Raw genomic sequence first — 18,029 nt, 5'->3', positions numbered from 1 at the left:
ATTTTCCCACCGCGGCATTCCTTCTATTTCTAACGCAAGACACTCGAAACAACCAAACCATTTGAGGTATAATGGATAAAGTGAATAACAGCATTTAGATTGATATATATGAAAGAGAGTGGAACATCATGGGCCGTAAGTGGAACAATATTAAAGAGAAGAAGGCGTCTAAGGACGCGAATACGAGTCGGATTTATGCGAAGTTTGGCCGTGAGATTTACGTGGCGGCGAAGCAGGGCGAACCTGATCCGGAATCTAACCAGGCGCTGAAGGTTGTGCTTGAGCGCGCGAAGACTTACAGCGTACCGAAAAACATCATTGAACGGGCGATCGAGAAGGCGAAGGGCGGAGCGGAAGAGAATTACGATGAGCTTCGTTATGAGGGCTTCGGGCCGAACGGATCAATGATTATCGTTGATGCGCTGACGAATAATGTAAACCGTACGGCGCCGGAAGTGCGTGCGGCGTTCGGGAAAAACGGCGGAAACATGGGTGTGAGCGGATCTGTTGCTTACATGTTTGACGCAACGGCTGTAATCGGTGTGGAAGGCAAAACGGCTGACGAAGCGCTTGAAATCCTGATGGAAGCGGATGTCGATGTCCGTGACATTTTGGAAGAGGATGACAGTGTGATCGTCTATGCGGAGCCGGATCAATTCCATGCAGTGCAGGAGGCGTTTAAAAACGCGGGCGTTGAGGAATTTACAGTAGCGGAGCTGACAATGCTTGCGCAAAGCGAAGTCACGCTTCCGGATGATGCGAAGGAACAGTTTGAAAAACTGATTGATGCCTTAGAGGATTTGGAAGACGTTCAGCAGGTGTATCATAACGTTGATTTAGGCGAATAAGGAGTGAGCAGGCTGTTATAGCCTGCTTTCTTTTTTTGTCCTAGAAATTGTTTTAGCTGTATGTAGGCGGCTGCCTATACGATCTGTAAGATATTCTCATACTCTGGACTGTAACCTAAGTGAAGGAGAGAGTGAATATGACTGATACTGATACAAGACAGATCTATGGCGGACCTGGTTTTGGCGCTTTTCCAGGCTACGGCATTGGCCGTCCCGGGTTTGGCATGTATGGAGGACTAGGCTATCCGGGCTATGGGATGTACGGAGGCTACCCAGGCTACGGCGGCATGTATGGGGGTTACCCAGGTTATGGGATGTCTGGAGGCTACCCGGGCTACGGCATGTCTGGGGGGTATCCGGGCTATGGCATGCATGGAGGAGTCGGCGGCTATCCGGGATATGGCGCGTACGGCGGCGGTTACCCAAGCGGCGGTTATGGAGGCTCTCCGGGAGCTGTAAGCTATCCGGGCATGCACCATGAAAACGATGGACATCATCACTATTATCACCATCACCATGATGGAAAAGATAATCTTCATCACCACCATCATCATGTTGGTAAGGATAATCACCACCATCATCATGATGGTCATTATGGCCACCATCACCACCATATGGGCCATTGGGGAAAAGACGGCTTTAAATAAAAAAGATGATGGTGAAAAGAGGACACTCTTGCAGATCAAGAGTGTTTTTTTTATTTTTTTCTTGACTGTTCAGTCCGGAAAATGGTAACATTTGTTTCAGGAGGTGATCGTTTTTTGGGGAGGAATAAAGAATTTGATACGGCGCTTGTTCTTCACAGGGCGATAGAGGTTTTCGGAGAGTATGGCTACGAAGGAACGTCTCTTCAGGAACTGCTTTCTCATTTAGGCATTGCCCGCCAGAGCTTGTATGATACGTATGGAACGAAACGTGATTTGTTTTTGTCCGCTGTGAAATCGTATCTTGAAGGAAAAAACACTGCCGTTATGGAAAGGCTTGAAGCGCCAGGATCTGTAATGGAAGCCATTCGTGAAATTTTTCAGGAGGGTGTCAATGCCCTGAGGGATCCGGAACGGGCGAAGGCGTGCTATATCATTAACAGCGCGATTGAACAGATCCCGCATGATCTTGAGCTTGCCCGGTATTTTGAAAGACAATCCAAGCAGCTTGAGGACGCTTTTTATCAGGCGCTTTTAAGGGCGAAGGATCAAGGAGAATTGAATGGCGAAGATCCTGATATATCTGCGCTTGCCCGGTACCTGAATCAAAGCAGGCTGTCACTGACATTTATTGCGAAAGTGACGGCAGATATGGATCGTCTTCAGGACCATGTTGACGTGAGTTTATCAGTGCTTGATTAACATGTGGTAAAGAATTCTTTGCCCATGTGTGCATTTTTTGGACTGAATGGTCTGGAAATAAAAAAAGAGGTGATGATGAATGTCGATGAATGAATTTGAAAAAGCATGTGAAACATTGAGAAAGTTTATGGCTTATATGCTTGAGAAGGACATGAAGAGCTAGGTGGAGCTTTGGGATGAGAATGCTGTATTTGAGTTTCCTTATGCGCCGGAGGGATCACCAAAAAGAATAGAAGGGAAAGCGGCTATTTACGATTATATTAAGGATTATCCTAAGCAGATCCATCTTTCTTCATTTACGGCTCCGACAGTGTACCGTTCAGCGGACTCGAATACGATAATTGCGGAGTTTCAATGTGACGGCCATGTGATTGAGACTGGACTGCCTTATCGCCAAAGCTATATCAGTGTCATCGAAACGAGAGACGGCCGCATTGTGCGGTATAGGGATTATTGGAATCCGCTTGTTGTAAAAGAGGCCTTTGGAGGATCATTATTGCAAACAGAGGAGAGTGGAAAATGATGAAACAGAATCCGATTTTAATCACGGGCGGGACCGGCACAGTCGGCAGCCGAATCGCCAGCCGTTTAATCAAGCTGGGATACAGGGTGCGTATTGCAAGCAGAAAAAAGGGCGAGCTTGCAAATGCAGAGTATGTGTATTTTGATTGGATGGACGCCTCCAGTTATACGCCTGCCCTAGAACAGGTAAAAGACATCTATCTTGTTGCTCCGGTCGGTGTGCTTGATCCGGCTCCCTATGTGCTTCCCTTTTTAAAGGAAGCAAAGCGTCTTGGCGTAAAGCGGGTAGTGATGCAAAGTGCGTCTGTTATCTCCGAGAATGGCCCTGTGTTTGGCGCGCTTCACCAGGCAGTGCGCGAGTTTCCAGAATGGACGGTGCTGCGGCCCTCATACTTTATGCAAAATTTCATCAACGTCCAGCATCAAATGTCGATTCAAAATGAGGGACGCATCGTCACGGCTTCGGGTGAGGGAAAGCTAGGGTTCATTGATGCTGATGACATCGCAGAAACAGCTGTCCGTGCTTTGACTGATGCCGTCCCTCATCAAACACATCATATCCTGACAGGACCCGAGGCGCTGAGCTATGCCGAAGCGGCAGAGATCATCGGTGCTGCCGCGGGACGCCGGGTGGAGCATGTCAGCATTTCTCGTTCCGAGCTGCAGAATCGGATGGCGGCAGCTGGTTTGCCGGCTGATTATGCCAGTTTTATGGCGGGGCTAGATGAAGCAATCAGCCATGGTGCGGAACATCGGGTAACGGATACAGTGAAGCGTGTGACAGGAAAAGAACCACGTTCGCTTTCAGAGTTTGCGGCTGCCCATGCTGCGTATTGGAAACACTGACCTCATTTTGGACTGAATAGTCTAGAAAGACCTTCGGCAGAGCCGAAGGTCTTCTTATTGAAAAAGCTAAGTCATGTTTCAGTCATAATCATGCCTCCTGCCTCATACCTATTAAGGTCATTGTTTTTGAGAAAGGAGGAGCCGGAATGAAGGATATGCAGCCGTTTACGCCTGTCAAATCATATACGCCCTTTCACAGCCGTTTTGATCCCTGTCCGCCCATAGGGAAGAAATATTACAGAACGCCCCCTAACCTTTATATGACCTTTCAGCCTGAGCACATGGAGCAGTTTTCGCCGATGGAGGCTTTAAGGAAAGGCACCCTTTGGAAGGATCTCTATGATTTTTATGAAAACCCTTATCGAGGGGGAGACGCACATGGCAAAAAAGGTTGACGCCGAGTATTATCGTCAGCTTGAGCAAATACAGGCCGCGGATTTTGTGCTTGTTGAGCTGAGTCTTTATTTAAATACACATCCTCATGATGAAGATGCGCTGAAGCAATTCAATCAATATTCCGGCTATTCAAGGCACTTAAAAAGACAGTTCGAATCCTCTTACGGGCCGCTTCTGCAGTTCGGCAACAGCCCCGCGGGCGAGGATTGGGATTGGGGCAAAGGGCCATGGCCGTGGCAAGTATAAGGAGGAATGCCTGAATGTGGGTGTATGAAAAGAAGCTGCAATACCCTGTCAAAGTCAGTACGTGCAACCCGACGCTGGCGAAATATTTGATTGAGCAGTATGGCGGAGCGGACGGCGAGCTGGCCGCGGCTCTCCGGTATTTGAACCAGCGTTATACAATTCCTGATAAGGTCATCGGCCTTTTAACAGATATCGGTACGGAGGAATTCGCCCATTTGGAAATGATTGCGACCATGGTCTATAAGCTGACGAAAGACGCCACACCGGAGCAACTGCGTGAAGCTGGCCTTGGCGATCATTACGTCAATCATGACAGCGCGCTATTTTACCACAATGCGGCGGGTGCGCCGTTTACAGCGACTTATATTCAGGCGAAGGGCGATCCGATTGCCGATTTATATGAAGACATTGCGGCAGAGGAAAAAGCGCGGGCGACGTATCAATGGCTGATTGATATCTCGGATGATCCTGATTTAAACGATTCCCTGCGCTTTTTGCGTGAGCGTGAAATTGTGCACTCCATGCGCTTCAGGGAAGCGGTTGAAATTTTAAAAGAAGAACGAGATAAAAAGAAGATTTTCTAATAGGCAGATTGGCCTCTCTTTCATACACCCTTTTACATACAGAGAAAATGGTCTGTTTTTGCGGTTTGGTCTGCATTATAATCAAGGTGTGTGTGCAAGCTTACTTTTTGATTGGGAGGCCTTTATGTCAGCTTTTAAGATTGAGAACGAAACGATTGCAGATGGATTTTACGCGTGTCCGGCCGTCTATGAGGATGCAGAATCGATTACCGGGTTGCTCGTCCGAACAGCTGAATGGCTCCGGGATCGGGGTTCTAACCAATGGAGCGGACTGCTGGAAGGCCACGATACACATGATATCACGGGTTCAATTGCAGATGGGCATGTGTTTGTGTTTAAAAAGGATGAAGAGCTTGCGGCTGTCGTGATGCTGCTGCCTGAACCAAGTGAGTGGGACAGGACGCTTTGGGGAGACGATGGGCATGAGGAGTCTATTTATTTGCACCGCCTCGCAGTAAGCCGCCGGTTTGCGGGACAAGGACTTGGAGCACGCGTCCTTCAATGGGCGGAGACGGGCATACACTTTCCAGGAAAAACGCGGATCCGGCTTGACTGTGTCGCTGATAACGACGCCCTGCATTCCTTTTATCGGCGTATGGGATATGAATTCATGGGTGCTGATGCATCCGGATATCATTTGTTTGAGAAAGAGATTACGACAGAATAAGCGTCCTTTCAAGGAGGCTTTTTTGTCTTTTTCTAAAAGGGAGGGCAGGCGATGTTGTGGCCAATTTTATTTATGACAGGGATCGTGACGGCTTGTCTGTTCACTGGCGTATCTGCTTTGATGCGGATGAAGTTTCCTGACAAAAGCCGGCCGGAATGGATATTGGCCGGGCTGATCGTCCTTGGTGTGTTTCTGATCTGGTACAGCCTCGTGTATGTACGCGGCTGGGAAGGGGCTGCGCTCGGAGTGCTTGGATTCAATGTTATTTGCGGAGCCATTGCCGGATATTTGATCGATAAGGCCATCCGGCGTTACAGGAAAAGATAAGACGGAGGCTGTCTCTCATCATGTCGAATTTTTCACAGAACGGCAGGAATTTTCTTTCGAAAGGAGAAATACATAGTACTTTAAAATGAAAGCGTTTTCCATAACGGGAAGGTGATGTAGATGATACACAGTGTGACGAATGGGCTGAATCGTTTTTGTACGTGGGTGATGAGACTGGCCTATTTGAATGTGCTTTGGATTTTGTTTTCTCTTGTTGGCCTGGTTGTGTTTGGGCTGATGCCCGCTACTGCCGCGATGTTTACAGTGGCGAGAGAATGGGCGAAGGGGAATGCGGATGCCCCGGTGTTTACTGTCTTTATTCGGGCGTTTAAAAAGGAATGGCGGGCATCACAGATCATCGGGCTCATCGTTGTGACGGCTGCCCTGTTTCTGTTTGCGGATATGCGGATAGCAGCTCAGATGGATCAGCCTGTGCTCGTCAACGTGTTCCTGAGCATCAGTTTGATTTTCGCGTTTGTTGTGCTGTATGTGTTCCCGGTGTTCTCTCATTTTGACGTAAAAATCAGAGAGGTGCTGAGCATTAGCTTTTTGATTGCCTTCAGCCGCCCGGCGGTGACGCTTTTGATGGCGGCGGGCGCTGTCGGTGTGCTTTGTCTCGTTCTGTTTCATGTCACATTTTTGCTGTTTTTCAGCGGGAGTTTGCTCAGCCTGATCTTAACGAAGCTGTCCTTTAAAGCGTTTCGGTCAATGGATCAGCGGCAGGAGAAAGAAAAGGCGGCATGAAGAAAAGAATTGCTGGCTGGTACAGGCGGATGATGATTAAGGATAAGCTGTTTGTGTTTCTATCGTTGATTATGGCCGTATCCTTTCTGTTTGTATACAGCGGGGTGCAGTATGCCTTTCATGTGTATGATGAGCAGATTTACCGCAAGTCCTCGGAGGTGCTGCGGATGTCTTCTGAAAGGATCGAAGACGAGCTGAAGAAGATAGAGGATGTGTCATATGAAATCATTACAGACGAACAGATTCAGCGCATCCTGAGCATGCAAAATCGGGATGATACGTATGATCAATATCAAATGAAGCAGGAGCTGTGGGATCAGCTTGCGGGATATGCCAGCGATGAAAAGTACATCGACTCCATTCATTTGATTGATGCCCGCGGTGCAGAGTATTCGGCCGGAAGCAGTTCTTCAGATCTTTTGAAGCAGGAGCAGGAAGAGGTATTTAAGCGAGCGAAAGCGAAAAATGGAAGAAATCTTTGGATGACGCTCGGCAGATCTGATCCCGTCCTGATTTCAGCACGGCAGATCAGATCCTATCACCAGCTGAGTTTGAACGGCTTGGGCATGGTGCTGATCCAAGTCAATATCAAACAGATGATTCGTGATGTTCCGAAGGATTGGGGCGATTCAGTCGGAGACATCATGATTGCTGACCAAGGCGGGAATTTGGTGTATACGGCACATGCATCAGCGCATGTTCCCGAGGCAGCAAAGGATACGCTGAAGCACCCAGGTTATGACTTGATAAAAAAGAATGGCAAACGTTACTTTATTTCTTACCTTCAATCATCCTACCAAAATTGGAGCTACTATAACGTCATCCCCTTTGATCAGATGTTCGCAAAAATTTCCTTTATGAAAACAGTGATCGGCACATTCTTTCTTCTCTTTTTCTGTGTGGTTTTGCTTTTCGGAAGGAAAATTGCCAACAGCATCACGGAGCCGATTGAACAGCTTGTGACCGCGATGAAATCGGTACAGCACGGCGGCATTGAGGCGGGTGTATCGCTTTCTCTGCCGGAGCATACACAAGATGAGGCCGGCATGCTGAACCGCCATTTTACTGTCATGATGAAACGGATTAATGAGCTGATGGAAGAAAATGTGGAAAAACAGCTCATCATTAAAGAAACCGAATTGAAAGCACTGCAAGCCCAGATCAACCCGCATTTTTTATATAACACGCTCGAGTCCATCAATTGGCTCGCAAAGGCGAATCAGCAAAAGCAAATCTCAAAAATGGTCGAATCGCTCGGTTTTCTTCTGCGAAACAGCATACATATGAAGAAGGATATCGTGACCATTCAGGAGGAGGCGGACATCGTACTCCACTATATGACCATTCAGCGATTTCGATTTGAAGAGCGTTTGAATTTCACGTTGGATATTGACGATGAGGTGAAGCATTGTCTCATTCCAAAACTGACGCTCCAACCGCTTGCGGAAAATGCGATTCAATACGCGCTTGAACCCTTTACAAGGCCGTGCGCCATCCGGATTCAGGCGAAAAAGGCGAAGGACTGTGTCTGTATGACGGTCGAAGATAACGGCCCTGGCATGGATGAACGGATTCTTGAATCATCGGGCGGAAGAGGAATCGGACTGTGGAATATTCGTGAGCGCATCAGCCTGACATTCGGAGAGCCATACGGATTGCGTATTCAAAGTAAGCATGAAAAGGGAACGAGGATTGTGATCACAATACCGTGCCGAAATGAGGTGGTGTGATGTATAAAATACTGCTGGCTGATGATGAGAGGATTATCCTTGATGGAATGGCGGGAATCATTGAGTGGGAGGCGCTTGGCGCTTCACTGATCGGCAAAGCGCAGAACGGACATGAAGCGTATGAAAAGATTGTACATAAGCAGCCGCATATCGTCATCACAGACGTCAAAATGCCTGGCATGGACGGGCTTGAGCTAATCAAAAAGGTATCAGCCGTCAGCCCGTCGGTGCAGTTTATCGTCCTGTCCGGGTTTGGAGAGTTTGAGTACGCAAAGGAAGCTATGAAATATGGGGTGAAGCATTATTTGCTAAAGCCCTGCAATGAACAGCAGATTATCAGCTCGCTGGAGGAAATCATTGCTGAGCTGAAGCGGCAAGATGTGTGGAAAAAGAAAACAGACCACCTGATACACGAGCTTGATCATATCCGTTCCTTTGCTGCCGATCAATACTTGGAAGGCTTGATCGCCGGTGTCGCCCAGCTGTCACCGCCGCCTTCGCTTGCCGGAAAAAAGGTCCGCCTCTTGATCTTAAAAGGGGACCAATCTATTGATACCGCGGCTAGAAAGGCACTCGGGACGGCGCTGACTGCGGTTTGCGGCAGCGGAGAATGGACCGTGCTCGCTGTAGAGGAGAACGCCGCTGAAAAGGCGGCGGAGGTTTTTGCGGACCGCAAGATGGCTATCAGTCAGGCGGGAGAACTTCGGCACGCGGGGCAGCTGTTTCGGGATACAGCTGAAGCGTCTGGTGACCTGCACGGGAGCGCAGTGATTTCAAAAATGATCAGGCTTATTGCCGACGAGCTCGGAAACCCGAATCTGTCCTTAAAATGGGCGGCGAAGGATATGATGTTTATGAATCCTGATTATCTCGGGAAGTTATTTAAGCAGGAAACAGGCGAGAAGTTTTCCCAATATGTTACACGAGTGCGTCTTGAGCATGCGATGAAGCAGATGAAAATAAGGCGGGATGCGAGTGTATCAGAAATTGCTGAAGAAATCGGGTTTGGCGATAATCCGAAGTATTTCAGTCTTGTTTTTAAAAAATATACCGGTCTGACACCGTCAGAATTCAGAAGAAAACAGGGAGGCGCTTCCGCAGGATAGCCATCTCTGTTTTTTTGACTTTCGCCACTGTTTTTTGAGTGTTTCGCCCTATCTGAACGCTTTAAAATAAAATGTAAGCACTTACATTAAAGGGGGGATTGGTTTGAAGAAGATTTGTTACGTTCTGTTATCCCTTGTCTGCGTCTTTTTTTTCAGCGGATGTTCAGCGGGTGAAGAGGCCTCGGGAAAAAAAGAAGACGTTACGCTCAGAATCGCGTGGTGGGGCGGGCAGCCAAGGCATGATTATACAACAAAGGTAATTGAACTTTACGAGAAAAAGAATCCGCACGTCCATATTGAAGCGGAATTTGCGAACTGGGATGACTACTGGAAAAAGCTCGCGCCCATGTCTGCCGCCGGCCAGCTTCCTGATGTCATCCAAATGGATACCGCTTACTTAGCCCAATACGGAAAGAAGAACCAGCTGGAAGATTTAACGCCGTATACAAAGGATGGAACGATTGATGTCAGTTCAATCGACGAGAATATGCTGTCGGGCGGAAAAATCGACAATAAGCTCTATGGGTTTACGCTAGGTGTCAACGTGCTGTCTGTGATTGCGAATGAAGATTTGCTGAAAAAAGCCGGTGTGTCTATCAATCAGGAAAACTGGACGTGGGAGGATTACGAGAAGCTGGCGTATGATCTTCAGGAAAAGGCCGGCGTGTACGGCTCCAACGGAATGCATCCCCCTGATATTTTCTTTCCTTATTATTTGCGCACGAAGGGTGAGCGTTTTTATAAAGAAGACGGCACTGGCCTCGCGTATCAGGATGATCAGCTGTTTGTCGATTATTTTGAACGGCAGCTGAGGCTGGTGAAAGCGAAAACGTCCCCAACACCTGATGAAAGCGCACAGATTAAAGGGATGGAGGACGATTTTATCGTCAAAGGCAAATCAGCGATTACATGGAACTACTCCAATCAATATTTGGGCTTTGCCCGGTTGACAGACTCGCCGCTGTCTCTCTATCTGCCGCCGGAGCAAATGAAGGAAAAGGCGCTGACACTGAAGCCGAGTATGCTGTTTTCCATTCCGAAAAGCTCTGAGCATAAAAAAGAGGCCGCCAAATTTATTAATTTCTTCGTGAACAATAAAGAGGCAAACATGCTGATCAAAGGCGAGCGGGGAGTGCCAGTATCCGACAAGGTGGCGGATGCGATTAAACCGAAACTGAATGAGGAAGAAGCCAACATTGTGAAGTATGTGGAAACCGCATCAAAAAACATCAGCAAAGCCGATCCGCCGGAGCCTGTGGGAAGCGCGGAGGTCATCAAGCTGCTGAAGGACACGTCTGATCAGATTCTGTATCAGAAGGTATCCCCGGAAAAAGCCGCCAAAACGTTCCGGAAAAAGGCCAATGAGATATTAGAGAGGAATAATTGACGGGAAATGGGGCTGACGCAATGAAACAAAGCCGGAGTATGAGAAAAGACAATCTGGCGGGATATGCTTTTATTTCTCCGTTTATCATTGGGTTCCTATGCTTTACGGTCATTCCGATGGGGGCGTCCCTGTTTCTGTCCTTCACAAGCTATGACTTGTTTACGGCGCCGAAATGGATCGGGCTCGACAACTTTAAGGAAATGTTTACGGGTGACGAAAAGTATTGGCAGTCGTTGAAGGTGACGTTTACGTATGTGCTTGCCGGGGTTCCGCTCCGCCTCGGCTTCGCGCTTTTTATCGCTGTCATCTTAAACAATGCAGCAAAAGGAACGGCCATTTACAGAACGCTCTTTTATCTGCCTTCGATCATCGGCGGGAGTGTGGCCGTGGCGATTATGTGGCGCAATATTTTTGGCAATGACGGGGTCATCAATGCGCTGCTGTTTTTTGTCGGGATTGATCAAAAAATTCTTTGGTATCAGAACCCGACAAGTGCGTTGTGGACATTGATTCTGCTTTCCGTCTGGCAGTTCGGGTCATCAATGCTGATTTTTCTGGCCGGGCTGAAAAACATTCCGTCTGCGTATTTGGAAGCGGCAAGTGTGGACGGGGCGAATCGGGCGCAGCGTTTCTTTAAGATCACGCTTCCGATCCTCACACCGATTATCTTCTTTAACCTTGTGATGCAGACAATTTCAGCATTTATGACATTTACACCTGCCTATATCATATCGAAGGGAGAGGGAGGACCGCTTGACGGGACGCTTCTGTATTCGCTCTATTTGTTCCAGCGGGCGTTTAACTATTTTCAAATGGGCTACGCATCGGCGATGGCGTGGGTCATGCTTATCATTGTCGGGCTGATAACGCTGATCCTGTTTAAAACATCGTCATATTGGGTTCATTACGAGTCAAAGGAGGAATGACGGATGGAGCCGATCAACCAGCCTGTCAGAGAAGTCCCGGTTTTTGAGAGGAAAAAAACCGGGCGCGTCAGGCCCAAACGCATACTGTTCCATGTTTTTACGGCATCGCTGGCGGTGTTATTGCTGTATCCGGTCATTTGGCTGTTTGTCAGCTCATTTAAGGAAAGCGCCAGCATTTTTACAACCTCTCATTCTCTCATTCCCGATCCTTTTATTCTCAGTAACTATGCTGAGGGATGGAAGGGCATTGCGGGGCAGCCGTTTCTGACCTTTATTAAAAACTCGGCGATTATTGTCGGGCTGTCAACAATCGGCGCCGTCCTGTCATCGGCTGTCATTGCGTACGGATTTGCGCGTATTCCGTTTAAGGGTAAAAAGTTTTGGTTCGCGTGCATGATGGGGACGTTAATGCTGCCCCATGAAGTGCTGATGATTCCGCAGTATATTATGTTTGCGAAGTTAGACTGGCTGAATTCCTTTAAACCGATTGTCGTTCCGCAATTTTTCGGGCATGCGTTTTTTATTTTTCTGATGATCCAGTTTATCCGGACGATTCCCGAGGAGCTGGATGAGGCCGCACGAATCGACGGATGCGGGCGCTTTGCCTGCTTTTGGCGGATCATTCTCCCGCTGATTGCCCCGGCGCTCGCGACGTCTGCGATTTTCTCCTTCTATTGGAAGTGGGAGGAGCTGATTCAGCCGCTTTTGTATTTGAATAAACCGGAGCTTTACCCTGTTTCACTTGCGCTGAAGCTTTTTCTCGATACGGAATCGGCTTCGAACTGGGGCGCGATGTTTGCGATGTCAGCCGTTTCATTATTGCCTGTGATTCTTGTATTCTTTTTGTTTCAGAAATATATCGTTCAGGGCATCAGTACGACCGGATTAAAATAAAAAGGAGTGTTGCAGATGGCACAGCTTATCTTTGATGAAGAAAAGGTGTCGTCCGTCATTGATCGGATCGTGAAACGGACATTTCAGATGGATTTTGCGTGGGATTGGCCCGGCGGCGTCGCATTTTACGGCGTGGCGGAGGCCTACGAGGCGACGGAAAACGAGGAATATATCAATCTGCTAAAAACGTGGGTGGATGAACAGCTGGAGGATGGGCTGCCGCCGCTTTCGATCAATGGCGTTTCTATCGGGCATACGCTTTTGTTCCTCCACAAGGTGACGGGTGATGACGTGTATTTGGAAACAGCGGGCGAGATGGCGGAATATGTGCTGCATAAGGCGCCGCGCTTTGGCGAGGGCATCCTTCAGCATACGGTGAATGCGGCTGAATATGTATTTCCTGAGCAGGCATGGGCAGATACGCTGATGATGGCGGGGCTGTTTATGCTGAGAATCGGGCGCGTGATGGAGCGTGAGGATTATTTTGAAGATGGTCTGCGCCAGTTTCACGGACATGAGGACGTGCTTCAGGACCCTGTCACGAATTTGTACTACCACGCTTGGGACAACAAAGCGCAAAACCATCTGTCGGGGATTTATTGGGGAAGGGCGAACGGCTGGGCGGCACTCACAATGGCAAAGGCGCTCCCGCTCATTGAGGTGACGCATCCTTCCTTTATGATCATTGACGGATCGCTCAGAGACCAGCTGAGCGCGCTTGTCCGGCTTCAGGATGAATCAGGGCTGTGGCATACGATTTTGGATGATCCGGATTCTTATCTGGAGGTTTCGGCATCGGCCGGCATTGCCTCTGCTCTGCTGTCAAGCGGAAAGCTCTATACAAAATATGTGCAGAAATCGCTTGCCGCCATTTTGGATGCGGTGGAAGAGGACGGACGGGTCAGCAAGGTATCGGCCGGGACAGCTGTCATGAAAAATGCCGAAGGATACAAACAGGTGCCTAACAAACGAATACAAGGATGGGGACAGGGGCTTGCGCTGACGTTTCTTGCTGATGTGTTGAGAACGAAAAAACGCGTGTATCAGTAAAGACCAGCGGCGGGGGGAAAGGGATGAAAAAACAGCCTCAACAGAAGGAACGGGTTTCTCGCTGGAAGGGAACGTATTTCAAAAGAAACTTTTTCTTCATTTTGCTGATTGCCTGTATTCCCGGATTACTGACTGGCGGCGCAATCTATTTTCTTTCGATCGACAAGGTGGAGAAAGAGCTGCAGAGATCGCATGAAGCACAGGTGGCGCGTGAGGTCAGCCGAATGGATGAGAAGCTGGGCGTGCTTGAGCTGGCTCTCACCCAGATGGCCTACGATTCTTCGCTGATGAACGGATTGGCCGAGAGGGATTTGGAGAAAGACTTTACGTTTTCCTATCAATTAACGAAAAAGCTGTTTCTTTTGCGGGACCAGCAGCCGCTGATCGAGCGGGCTTCCATCTTTCTGAACAGCCCCCGGCCTCTTGTGCTGAGCCCCGAATACAGCGCTTTGACAGAACGGGAGGCGCTTCGCAAGTATCGCTCGCTGCTTGCCTCAGACCAAAGCATTTATTGGAAGCGGTCGGGAAATCAAGCGATGCTGATTCAACTCATTCCGGGCGCGGCGGAGAAACCGTTCGGCGCGATCATGCTGGCTGTTGATCTGAAAGAAATGGCATCGATCCTGCAAAGCTTGTCCCCTTATCCTGATGGCATTGCGCTGCTTTTGGATCAAAATCAAGAGGTGCTCTTTCATGAGGGGGAAAAAGATTTTGAAAAGACTTTGCTTCATGAAGTAAAAAAACAGCCGAATGAGAAAGGCCATTTTCAGATGGAATGGGACGGCAAGGTGTATTCCGTTTCCTTTGGAGAAATGAACCGAATGCATCAGCAATGGACCTTTGTGTCAGCGGCGCCTCTTTCTGCCATTACAGCGCCGATGGTGTTTTTATCCAAAGTAATCATCGCGATGCTTGTCATTTGCATCGGTTTGGCGGTATGCATGACATGGTATGCATCAAAAAAAATCTATCGTCCCATCCAGCACTTGCTTGGCTTGTTTACCGGTGGAGAGAAGAAAGTATGGCAGGCATCCGGGCAGGATGAATTCAAGTGGATTGAAAAGAGATGGCAGGATCTATCCATTGAAAGCCGGAAGCTCCAAGAGCAGCTCCTGCGGCAGACGCCCCATATGAAAAAGAGTTTTTTGCAGCATCTCTTGCAGGGTGATTTTTACTACGACAACGAGGAAAGTCTCAGATCTCGGATGGAGGAGGCCGGCTGGAACATCGGCGAAAACGAGTTTCATGTGCTGGACCTTCAATTGACAGGGCTCCGCTATGAAAACAGCATCTTCTGTTGTGATGATGAACAGCTCGCTGTGTTTACACTGACTAATATCGCTGAGGAATTGGCGGCTAAACGCGTTTTTCAGCTCTCCATACTTGATATCGGCCGGGTTTCTGTCACCGTGCTTGTGATGACAACAAACAGCTCTGATCTCAAAATGTATATAACGGAGCTGGCACGCCAATTTGGGGATGTAACCGGACTATGCCTGACCTCGACATTGAGCAGCAGGACGGAACGTGTCACGGAAATCCCTTCTTTATTTCAGGATGTGAAAAGCGGCAAATCCCGCAGGCAGTTTGCCAATCGGAACCAGGTCATTGATTTACAGACCGACTTCCCGCAGGATAAGCAGTCTGCCCCTTATTACCCTTTTGAGCTGGAAAAACAGATTGTTCAGGCCATCCGGCTGGAAAGAAAACAGGAAGCCCAGGAACTGATAAATAGATGTATGAAGGAACTGGCGGAAAAGGCGGCCATAGACAGGCATGTGCATTCTGCCCTGATTCAGCTGTTCTCACGCATTCAGGAGGATATTTTGCATTCCGGTCTTAATCCCAGCGAACTGTTTCAGCATCGGAATCTGCTTCTTGATATATCAGAATTGCGCGAACCTAATGAAGCGGCGGCCTGGCTGATGGATATTGTGGTGACGCCTTACCTTTTCAAGCTTGAAGGCAGAAAAAACAGACAGCAAAAGCAGCTGGTAGAACGTGTGATTGCGATGATTCACGATCAGTATATGGCGGACATTTCATTGGAAAGCTGTGCCGATGCGCTTGGCATGAATTCATATACGTTAAGCAAGGCATTTAAGCAAGTAACCGGCATTAACTTTATCGATTATGTGACCCAGATCAGAATCGAAAAGGCGAAAGAACTGCTGGTCAATACGAATAAAAAAATTCATGATGTGTCAGAAGAAGTCGGCTACCGCCACAATTACTTCAACCGGATTTTTAAAAAACAGGTCGGCATGCCGCCGGGTGTCTTCAGGCAAATGTATCAGGAAACGCCGTGAAAGGAGAGAACATGTGATGGAGAAACCGATTCACGTATTTTTGGCCGGGGATTCCACTGTGAGTGACTGCCCGCCTCATGAAGCGCCGATGGCGGGATGGGGGCAGGTATTCGGGCAATTGTTTTCTGAAGAGGTAGTGGTGCACAATCACGCCAAAGGAGGAGCAAGCACCAACTCTTTTGTGGAGGAAGGAAGGCTTCAAGCAATTGCCGAGCGCATGACACAAGGCGATTATTTGTTGATTCAATTCGGCCACAATGACCAAAAACCGCGGGGGACGAAGCCGTACTCCACATTTCAGCAGTTTCTTACCTTGTTTGCAGATACGGCACGCGAAAAGGGCGCGCATCCTGTTTTCGTCACATCGGTGCAGCGCCGCCGCTTTGACGAAAACGGACGGATCGAGCATACGCTCGGTGAGTATCCCGATGCGATGAAAGCACTGGCGAAGGAGCTCGATGTACCTGTGATTGATCTGCTCGCGAAAACAAAGGTGCTGTATGAAGCATACGGTCCTGAGGAGTCAAAGCGATTGTTCGTTTGGTTTCAGCCGAATGAACATCCGAATTATCCGGACGGCATTGAGGACAATACGCATTTTTCGGAAAAAGGTGCAATGGAGGTTGCAAAGCTTGTGGCAGAAGGCATTGAAGAGCTTGGACTTCCGCTGAAGGACCATCTTGTGAGCCGGGAGGGAAAAGAACATGTATAAGAAAGGCGCGTGCCTGTACCGAAATCCGCTCCAGTCAGAAAGCGATGTGAAGAACTGGCGGATGGAGGGTGGCGGACAGATCTCATTTGATGATCACAGCATGCACCTGTCACATGTCCAGGACGAAGCGCACTTTGTCTTTTGGTGTCCGGAAACCTTTCCAGACGGCATCATAGTGACATGGGATTTCTCCCCGATTGAGCAGCCGGGACTATGTATGCTGTTTTTTTCCGCTGCGGGGATTGGGGGCGAGGATTTATTTGATCCAAGTCTCCAGAAAAGAACGGGAAAATACCCCGAGTATCATTCAGGGGATATCAACACTCTCCACCTGTCATATTTCCGCAGAAAATACCCGGAGGAAAGAGCATTCCGCACCTGCAATTTAAGAAAAAGCCGCGGTTTCCACCTCGCCGCAATGGGAGCCGATCCGCTGCCTTCTCCAGACGACGCTGATTCTCCGTATCGTATGAAGCTCATTAAAGACAAAGGCTATGTGCGCTTTTCAATCAATGATCTACCCATTCTTGAGTGGATGGACGACGGCAACACATACGGGCCTATATTAACTAAAGGAAAAATCGGGTTCCGGCAGATGGCGCCCATGAAAGCCGCTTACAGAGATTTTGCCGTACATCAAGCGGTGAGAAGATGAAGACGACCGTAACGGACGCGCTCTATGCAGGATGCGAAGTGGTGGTGAAAATCGCATGGCTCAACGGGCTGTGGCTGTTGTTTACCCTTTTGGGCGGCGTTCTTTTCGGATGGGCGCCGAGCACAGCCGCGATGTGTGCCGTGATAAGAAAATGGCTGATGGGGCAAAAAGATGTACCGGTATTTCCGTTATTTCTCAATACCTATAAAAAAGAGTTTCTCAAAGTTAATGCGATCGGATTGGCGTTTTCGGCTCTTTTGCTCATATTGTCCACGAACTATCATTATTTTTCGGCCAGTACGGATTGGCTGTCCTTTGCCGTAACAAGCTGCACGCTGCTCGCGGGGCTTTTGTATATCATTGCGCTGATGTATGTGTTTCCCCTTTATGTGCATTACCAGCTCCCGCTTCGCAAATATATTCCGCAGGCACTGCTGTTTGGCGCCATGAGGCCGCTGACGACTGGCTGTATGCTGATCGGGTGCGGATTTGTCCTTTATTTGCTGTATACGCTTCCCGGCCTGATTCCATTTTACGGCCCCTGTTTATTTGGGCTTGTGATGATGTTTTTTGCTCTTAGGGGATTTCAAAAGACGGAGGCCCAGCATCACCAAGCTGGGTAACAAAAAAATGACACATACGCAAAAAAGTGCAGTGGCCGAAATAGGCAGATGCAAAAAAATGAAATTGAAGACAGCTCACACAGCGCATAAAATCCAATTTAGGTAAGCGCT

At 48.5% G+C, this 18,029-nt stretch carries 18 protein-coding genes and 3 pseudogenes; all 21 read left to right on the top strand.

What is annotated here, in order from left to right; genetic code table 11:
* The first annotated feature begins 128 nt into the window (after positions 1–128).
* The 21 genes and pseudogenes from ACQXR1_RS15940 to ACQXR1_RS15840 all read left to right on the top strand — a co-directional run bounded on the left by ACQXR1_RS15940 (position 129) and on the right by ACQXR1_RS15840 (position 17,918).
* Positions 129–848: a YebC/PmpR family DNA-binding transcriptional regulator gene (locus ACQXR1_RS15940; protein ID WP_003233863.1), complete on the top strand. Its 720-nt coding sequence runs from the start codon at positions 129–131 to the stop codon at positions 846–848.
* A 137-nt stretch (positions 849–985) separates the two neighbouring features.
* Positions 986–1,495, top strand: coding sequence for a spore coat protein (locus ACQXR1_RS15935; RefSeq protein ID WP_095432153.1), 510 nt, complete (start codon positions 986–988; stop codon positions 1,493–1,495).
* 114 nt (positions 1,496–1,609) lie between these two features.
* Complete coding sequence (locus tag ACQXR1_RS15930) at positions 1,610–2,194, top strand: TetR/AcrR family transcriptional regulator (RefSeq protein WP_136654991.1); 585 nt, start codon at positions 1,610–1,612, stop codon at positions 2,192–2,194.
* A gap of 79 nt (positions 2,195–2,273) precedes the next feature.
* Positions 2,274–2,717 (top strand): annotated as a pseudogene (locus ACQXR1_RS15925) (nuclear transport factor 2 family protein).
* Positions 2,714–3,582, top strand: a pseudogene (locus ACQXR1_RS15920) (NmrA family NAD(P)-binding protein). The pseudogenes ACQXR1_RS15925 and ACQXR1_RS15920 overlap by 4 nt, the downstream one beginning before the upstream one ends.
* Positions 3,583–3,708: 126 nt before the next feature.
* Positions 3,709–3,957, top strand: coding sequence for a spore coat-associated protein CotJA (gene cotJA / locus ACQXR1_RS15915; RefSeq protein WP_003219489.1), 249 nt, complete (start codon positions 3,709–3,711; stop codon positions 3,955–3,957).
* Entirely contained in the window at positions 3,941–4,204 is a 264-nt protein-coding gene (cotJB, locus tag ACQXR1_RS15910) for a spore coat protein CotJB (protein ID WP_014663114.1), read from the top strand. Before cotJA ends, cotJB begins: the two co-directional genes overlap by 17 nt.
* Before the next feature lie 14 nt (positions 4,205–4,218).
* A complete protein-coding gene (gene cotJC, locus ACQXR1_RS15905; RefSeq protein ID WP_014663115.1) occupies positions 4,219–4,788 on the top strand; it encodes a spore coat protein CotJC in 570 nt (189 codons plus the stop codon).
* 124 nt (positions 4,789–4,912) lie between these two features.
* The gene (locus tag ACQXR1_RS15900; protein WP_326274298.1) at positions 4,913–5,455 is read left to right on the top strand and encodes a GNAT family N-acetyltransferase; all 543 of its coding nucleotides are present in this window, start codon (positions 4,913–4,915) and stop codon (positions 5,453–5,455) included.
* Between the two features lie 22 nt (positions 5,456–5,477).
* Positions 5,478–5,782, top strand: a pseudogene (locus tag ACQXR1_RS15895) (YesK-like family protein).
* Positions 5,783–5,902: 120 nt separating this feature from the next.
* A complete protein-coding gene (locus ACQXR1_RS15890; RefSeq protein WP_069840026.1) occupies positions 5,903–6,526 on the top strand; it encodes a YesL family protein in 624 nt (207 codons plus the stop codon).
* Positions 6,523–8,256, top strand: coding sequence for a two-component system sensor histidine kinase YesM (gene yesM / locus ACQXR1_RS15885; RefSeq protein WP_430772468.1), 1,734 nt, complete (start codon positions 6,523–6,525; stop codon positions 8,254–8,256). Before ACQXR1_RS15890 ends, yesM begins: the two co-directional genes overlap by 4 nt.
* Positions 8,256–9,362 carry a two-component system response regulator YesN gene (gene yesN, locus ACQXR1_RS15880; protein ID WP_430772467.1) on the top strand — a complete coding sequence of 369 codons (1,107 nt, stop codon included), beginning with the start codon at positions 8,256–8,258 and terminating at the stop codon, positions 9,360–9,362. Before yesM ends, yesN begins: the two co-directional genes overlap by 1 nt.
* A gap of 103 nt (positions 9,363–9,465) precedes the next feature.
* Positions 9,466–10,749, top strand: coding sequence for an ABC transporter substrate-binding protein (locus ACQXR1_RS15875; protein ID WP_227099733.1), 1,284 nt, complete (start codon positions 9,466–9,468; stop codon positions 10,747–10,749).
* Positions 10,746–11,675: a carbohydrate ABC transporter permease gene (locus ACQXR1_RS15870; protein ID WP_082033060.1), complete on the top strand. Its 930-nt coding sequence runs from the start codon at positions 10,746–10,748 to the stop codon at positions 11,673–11,675. The genes ACQXR1_RS15875 and ACQXR1_RS15870 overlap by 4 nt, the downstream gene beginning before the upstream one ends.
* Before the next feature lie 3 nt (positions 11,676–11,678).
* Positions 11,679–12,569 carry a carbohydrate ABC transporter permease gene (locus ACQXR1_RS15865; protein WP_282374058.1) on the top strand — a complete coding sequence of 297 codons (891 nt, stop codon included), beginning with the start codon at positions 11,679–11,681 and terminating at the stop codon, positions 12,567–12,569.
* A 15-nt stretch (positions 12,570–12,584) separates the two neighbouring features.
* A complete protein-coding gene (gene yesR / locus ACQXR1_RS15860) occupies positions 12,585–13,619 on the top strand; it encodes a rhamnogalacturonyl hydrolase YesR (RefSeq protein WP_430772466.1) in 1,035 nt (344 codons plus the stop codon).
* A gap of 23 nt (positions 13,620–13,642) precedes the next feature.
* Positions 13,643–15,928, top strand: coding sequence for a helix-turn-helix domain-containing protein (locus ACQXR1_RS15855; protein ID WP_430772465.1), 2,286 nt, complete (start codon positions 13,643–13,645; stop codon positions 15,926–15,928).
* Positions 15,929–15,941: 13 nt separating this feature from the next.
* The gene (rhgT, locus tag ACQXR1_RS15850) at positions 15,942–16,640 is read left to right on the top strand and encodes a rhamnogalacturonan acetylesterase (protein ID WP_304592924.1); all 699 of its coding nucleotides are present in this window, start codon (positions 15,942–15,944) and stop codon (positions 16,638–16,640) included.
* The gene (locus ACQXR1_RS15845; protein ID WP_040083901.1) at positions 16,633–17,295 is read left to right on the top strand and encodes a YesU family protein; all 663 of its coding nucleotides are present in this window, start codon (positions 16,633–16,635) and stop codon (positions 17,293–17,295) included. Before rhgT ends, ACQXR1_RS15845 begins: the two co-directional genes overlap by 8 nt.
* Positions 17,292–17,918 (top strand): YesL family protein, encoded by a 627-nt coding sequence (locus ACQXR1_RS15840; RefSeq protein ID WP_430772464.1) that lies wholly within the window; start codon positions 17,292–17,294, stop codon positions 17,916–17,918. The genes ACQXR1_RS15845 and ACQXR1_RS15840 overlap by 4 nt, the downstream gene beginning before the upstream one ends.
* Positions 17,919–18,029: the final 111 nt, after the last annotated feature.

Source organism: Bacillus sp. ATD (genome assembly GCF_050585765.1).
Lineage (GTDB): Bacteria > Bacillota > Bacilli > Bacillales > Bacillaceae > Bacillus > Bacillus stercoris.
Note: the sequence above shows the minus strand (reverse complement) of the source record. Positions and strands in the feature narration are given on the sequence as shown.

Bases quoted from the DNA above. Each gene is read 5' to 3' on its own strand.
- ACQXR1_RS15940 (WP_003233863.1), top strand. From the start codon at position 129: ATGGGCCGTAAGTGGAACAATATTAAAGAGAAGAAGGCGTCTAAGGAC.
- ACQXR1_RS15935 (WP_095432153.1), top strand. From the start codon at position 986: ATGACTGATACTGATACAAGACAGATCTATGGCGGACCTGGTTTTGGC.
- cotJA (WP_003219489.1), top strand. From the start codon at position 3,709: ATGAAGGATATGCAGCCGTTTACGCCTGTCAAATCATATACGCCCTTT.
- cotJB (WP_014663114.1), top strand. From the start codon at position 3,941: ATGGCAAAAAAGGTTGACGCCGAGTATTATCGTCAGCTTGAGCAAATA.
- cotJC (WP_014663115.1), top strand. From the start codon at position 4,219: ATGTGGGTGTATGAAAAGAAGCTGCAATACCCTGTCAAAGTCAGTACG.
- ACQXR1_RS15900 (WP_326274298.1), top strand. From the start codon at position 4,913: ATGTCAGCTTTTAAGATTGAGAACGAAACGATTGCAGATGGATTTTAC.
- ACQXR1_RS15890 (WP_069840026.1), top strand. From the start codon at position 5,903: ATGATACACAGTGTGACGAATGGGCTGAATCGTTTTTGTACGTGGGTG.
- yesM (WP_430772468.1), top strand. From the start codon at position 6,523: ATGAAGAAAAGAATTGCTGGCTGGTACAGGCGGATGATGATTAAGGAT.
- yesN (WP_430772467.1), top strand. From the start codon at position 8,256: ATGTATAAAATACTGCTGGCTGATGATGAGAGGATTATCCTTGATGGA.
- ACQXR1_RS15865 (WP_282374058.1), top strand. From the start codon at position 11,679: ATGGAGCCGATCAACCAGCCTGTCAGAGAAGTCCCGGTTTTTGAGAGG.
- yesR (WP_430772466.1), top strand. From the start codon at position 12,585: ATGGCACAGCTTATCTTTGATGAAGAAAAGGTGTCGTCCGTCATTGAT.
- ACQXR1_RS15855 (WP_430772465.1), top strand. From the start codon at position 13,643: ATGAAAAAACAGCCTCAACAGAAGGAACGGGTTTCTCGCTGGAAGGGA.
- ACQXR1_RS15845 (WP_040083901.1), top strand. From the start codon at position 16,633: ATGTATAAGAAAGGCGCGTGCCTGTACCGAAATCCGCTCCAGTCAGAA.
- ACQXR1_RS15840 (WP_430772464.1), top strand. From the start codon at position 17,292: ATGAAGACGACCGTAACGGACGCGCTCTATGCAGGATGCGAAGTGGTG.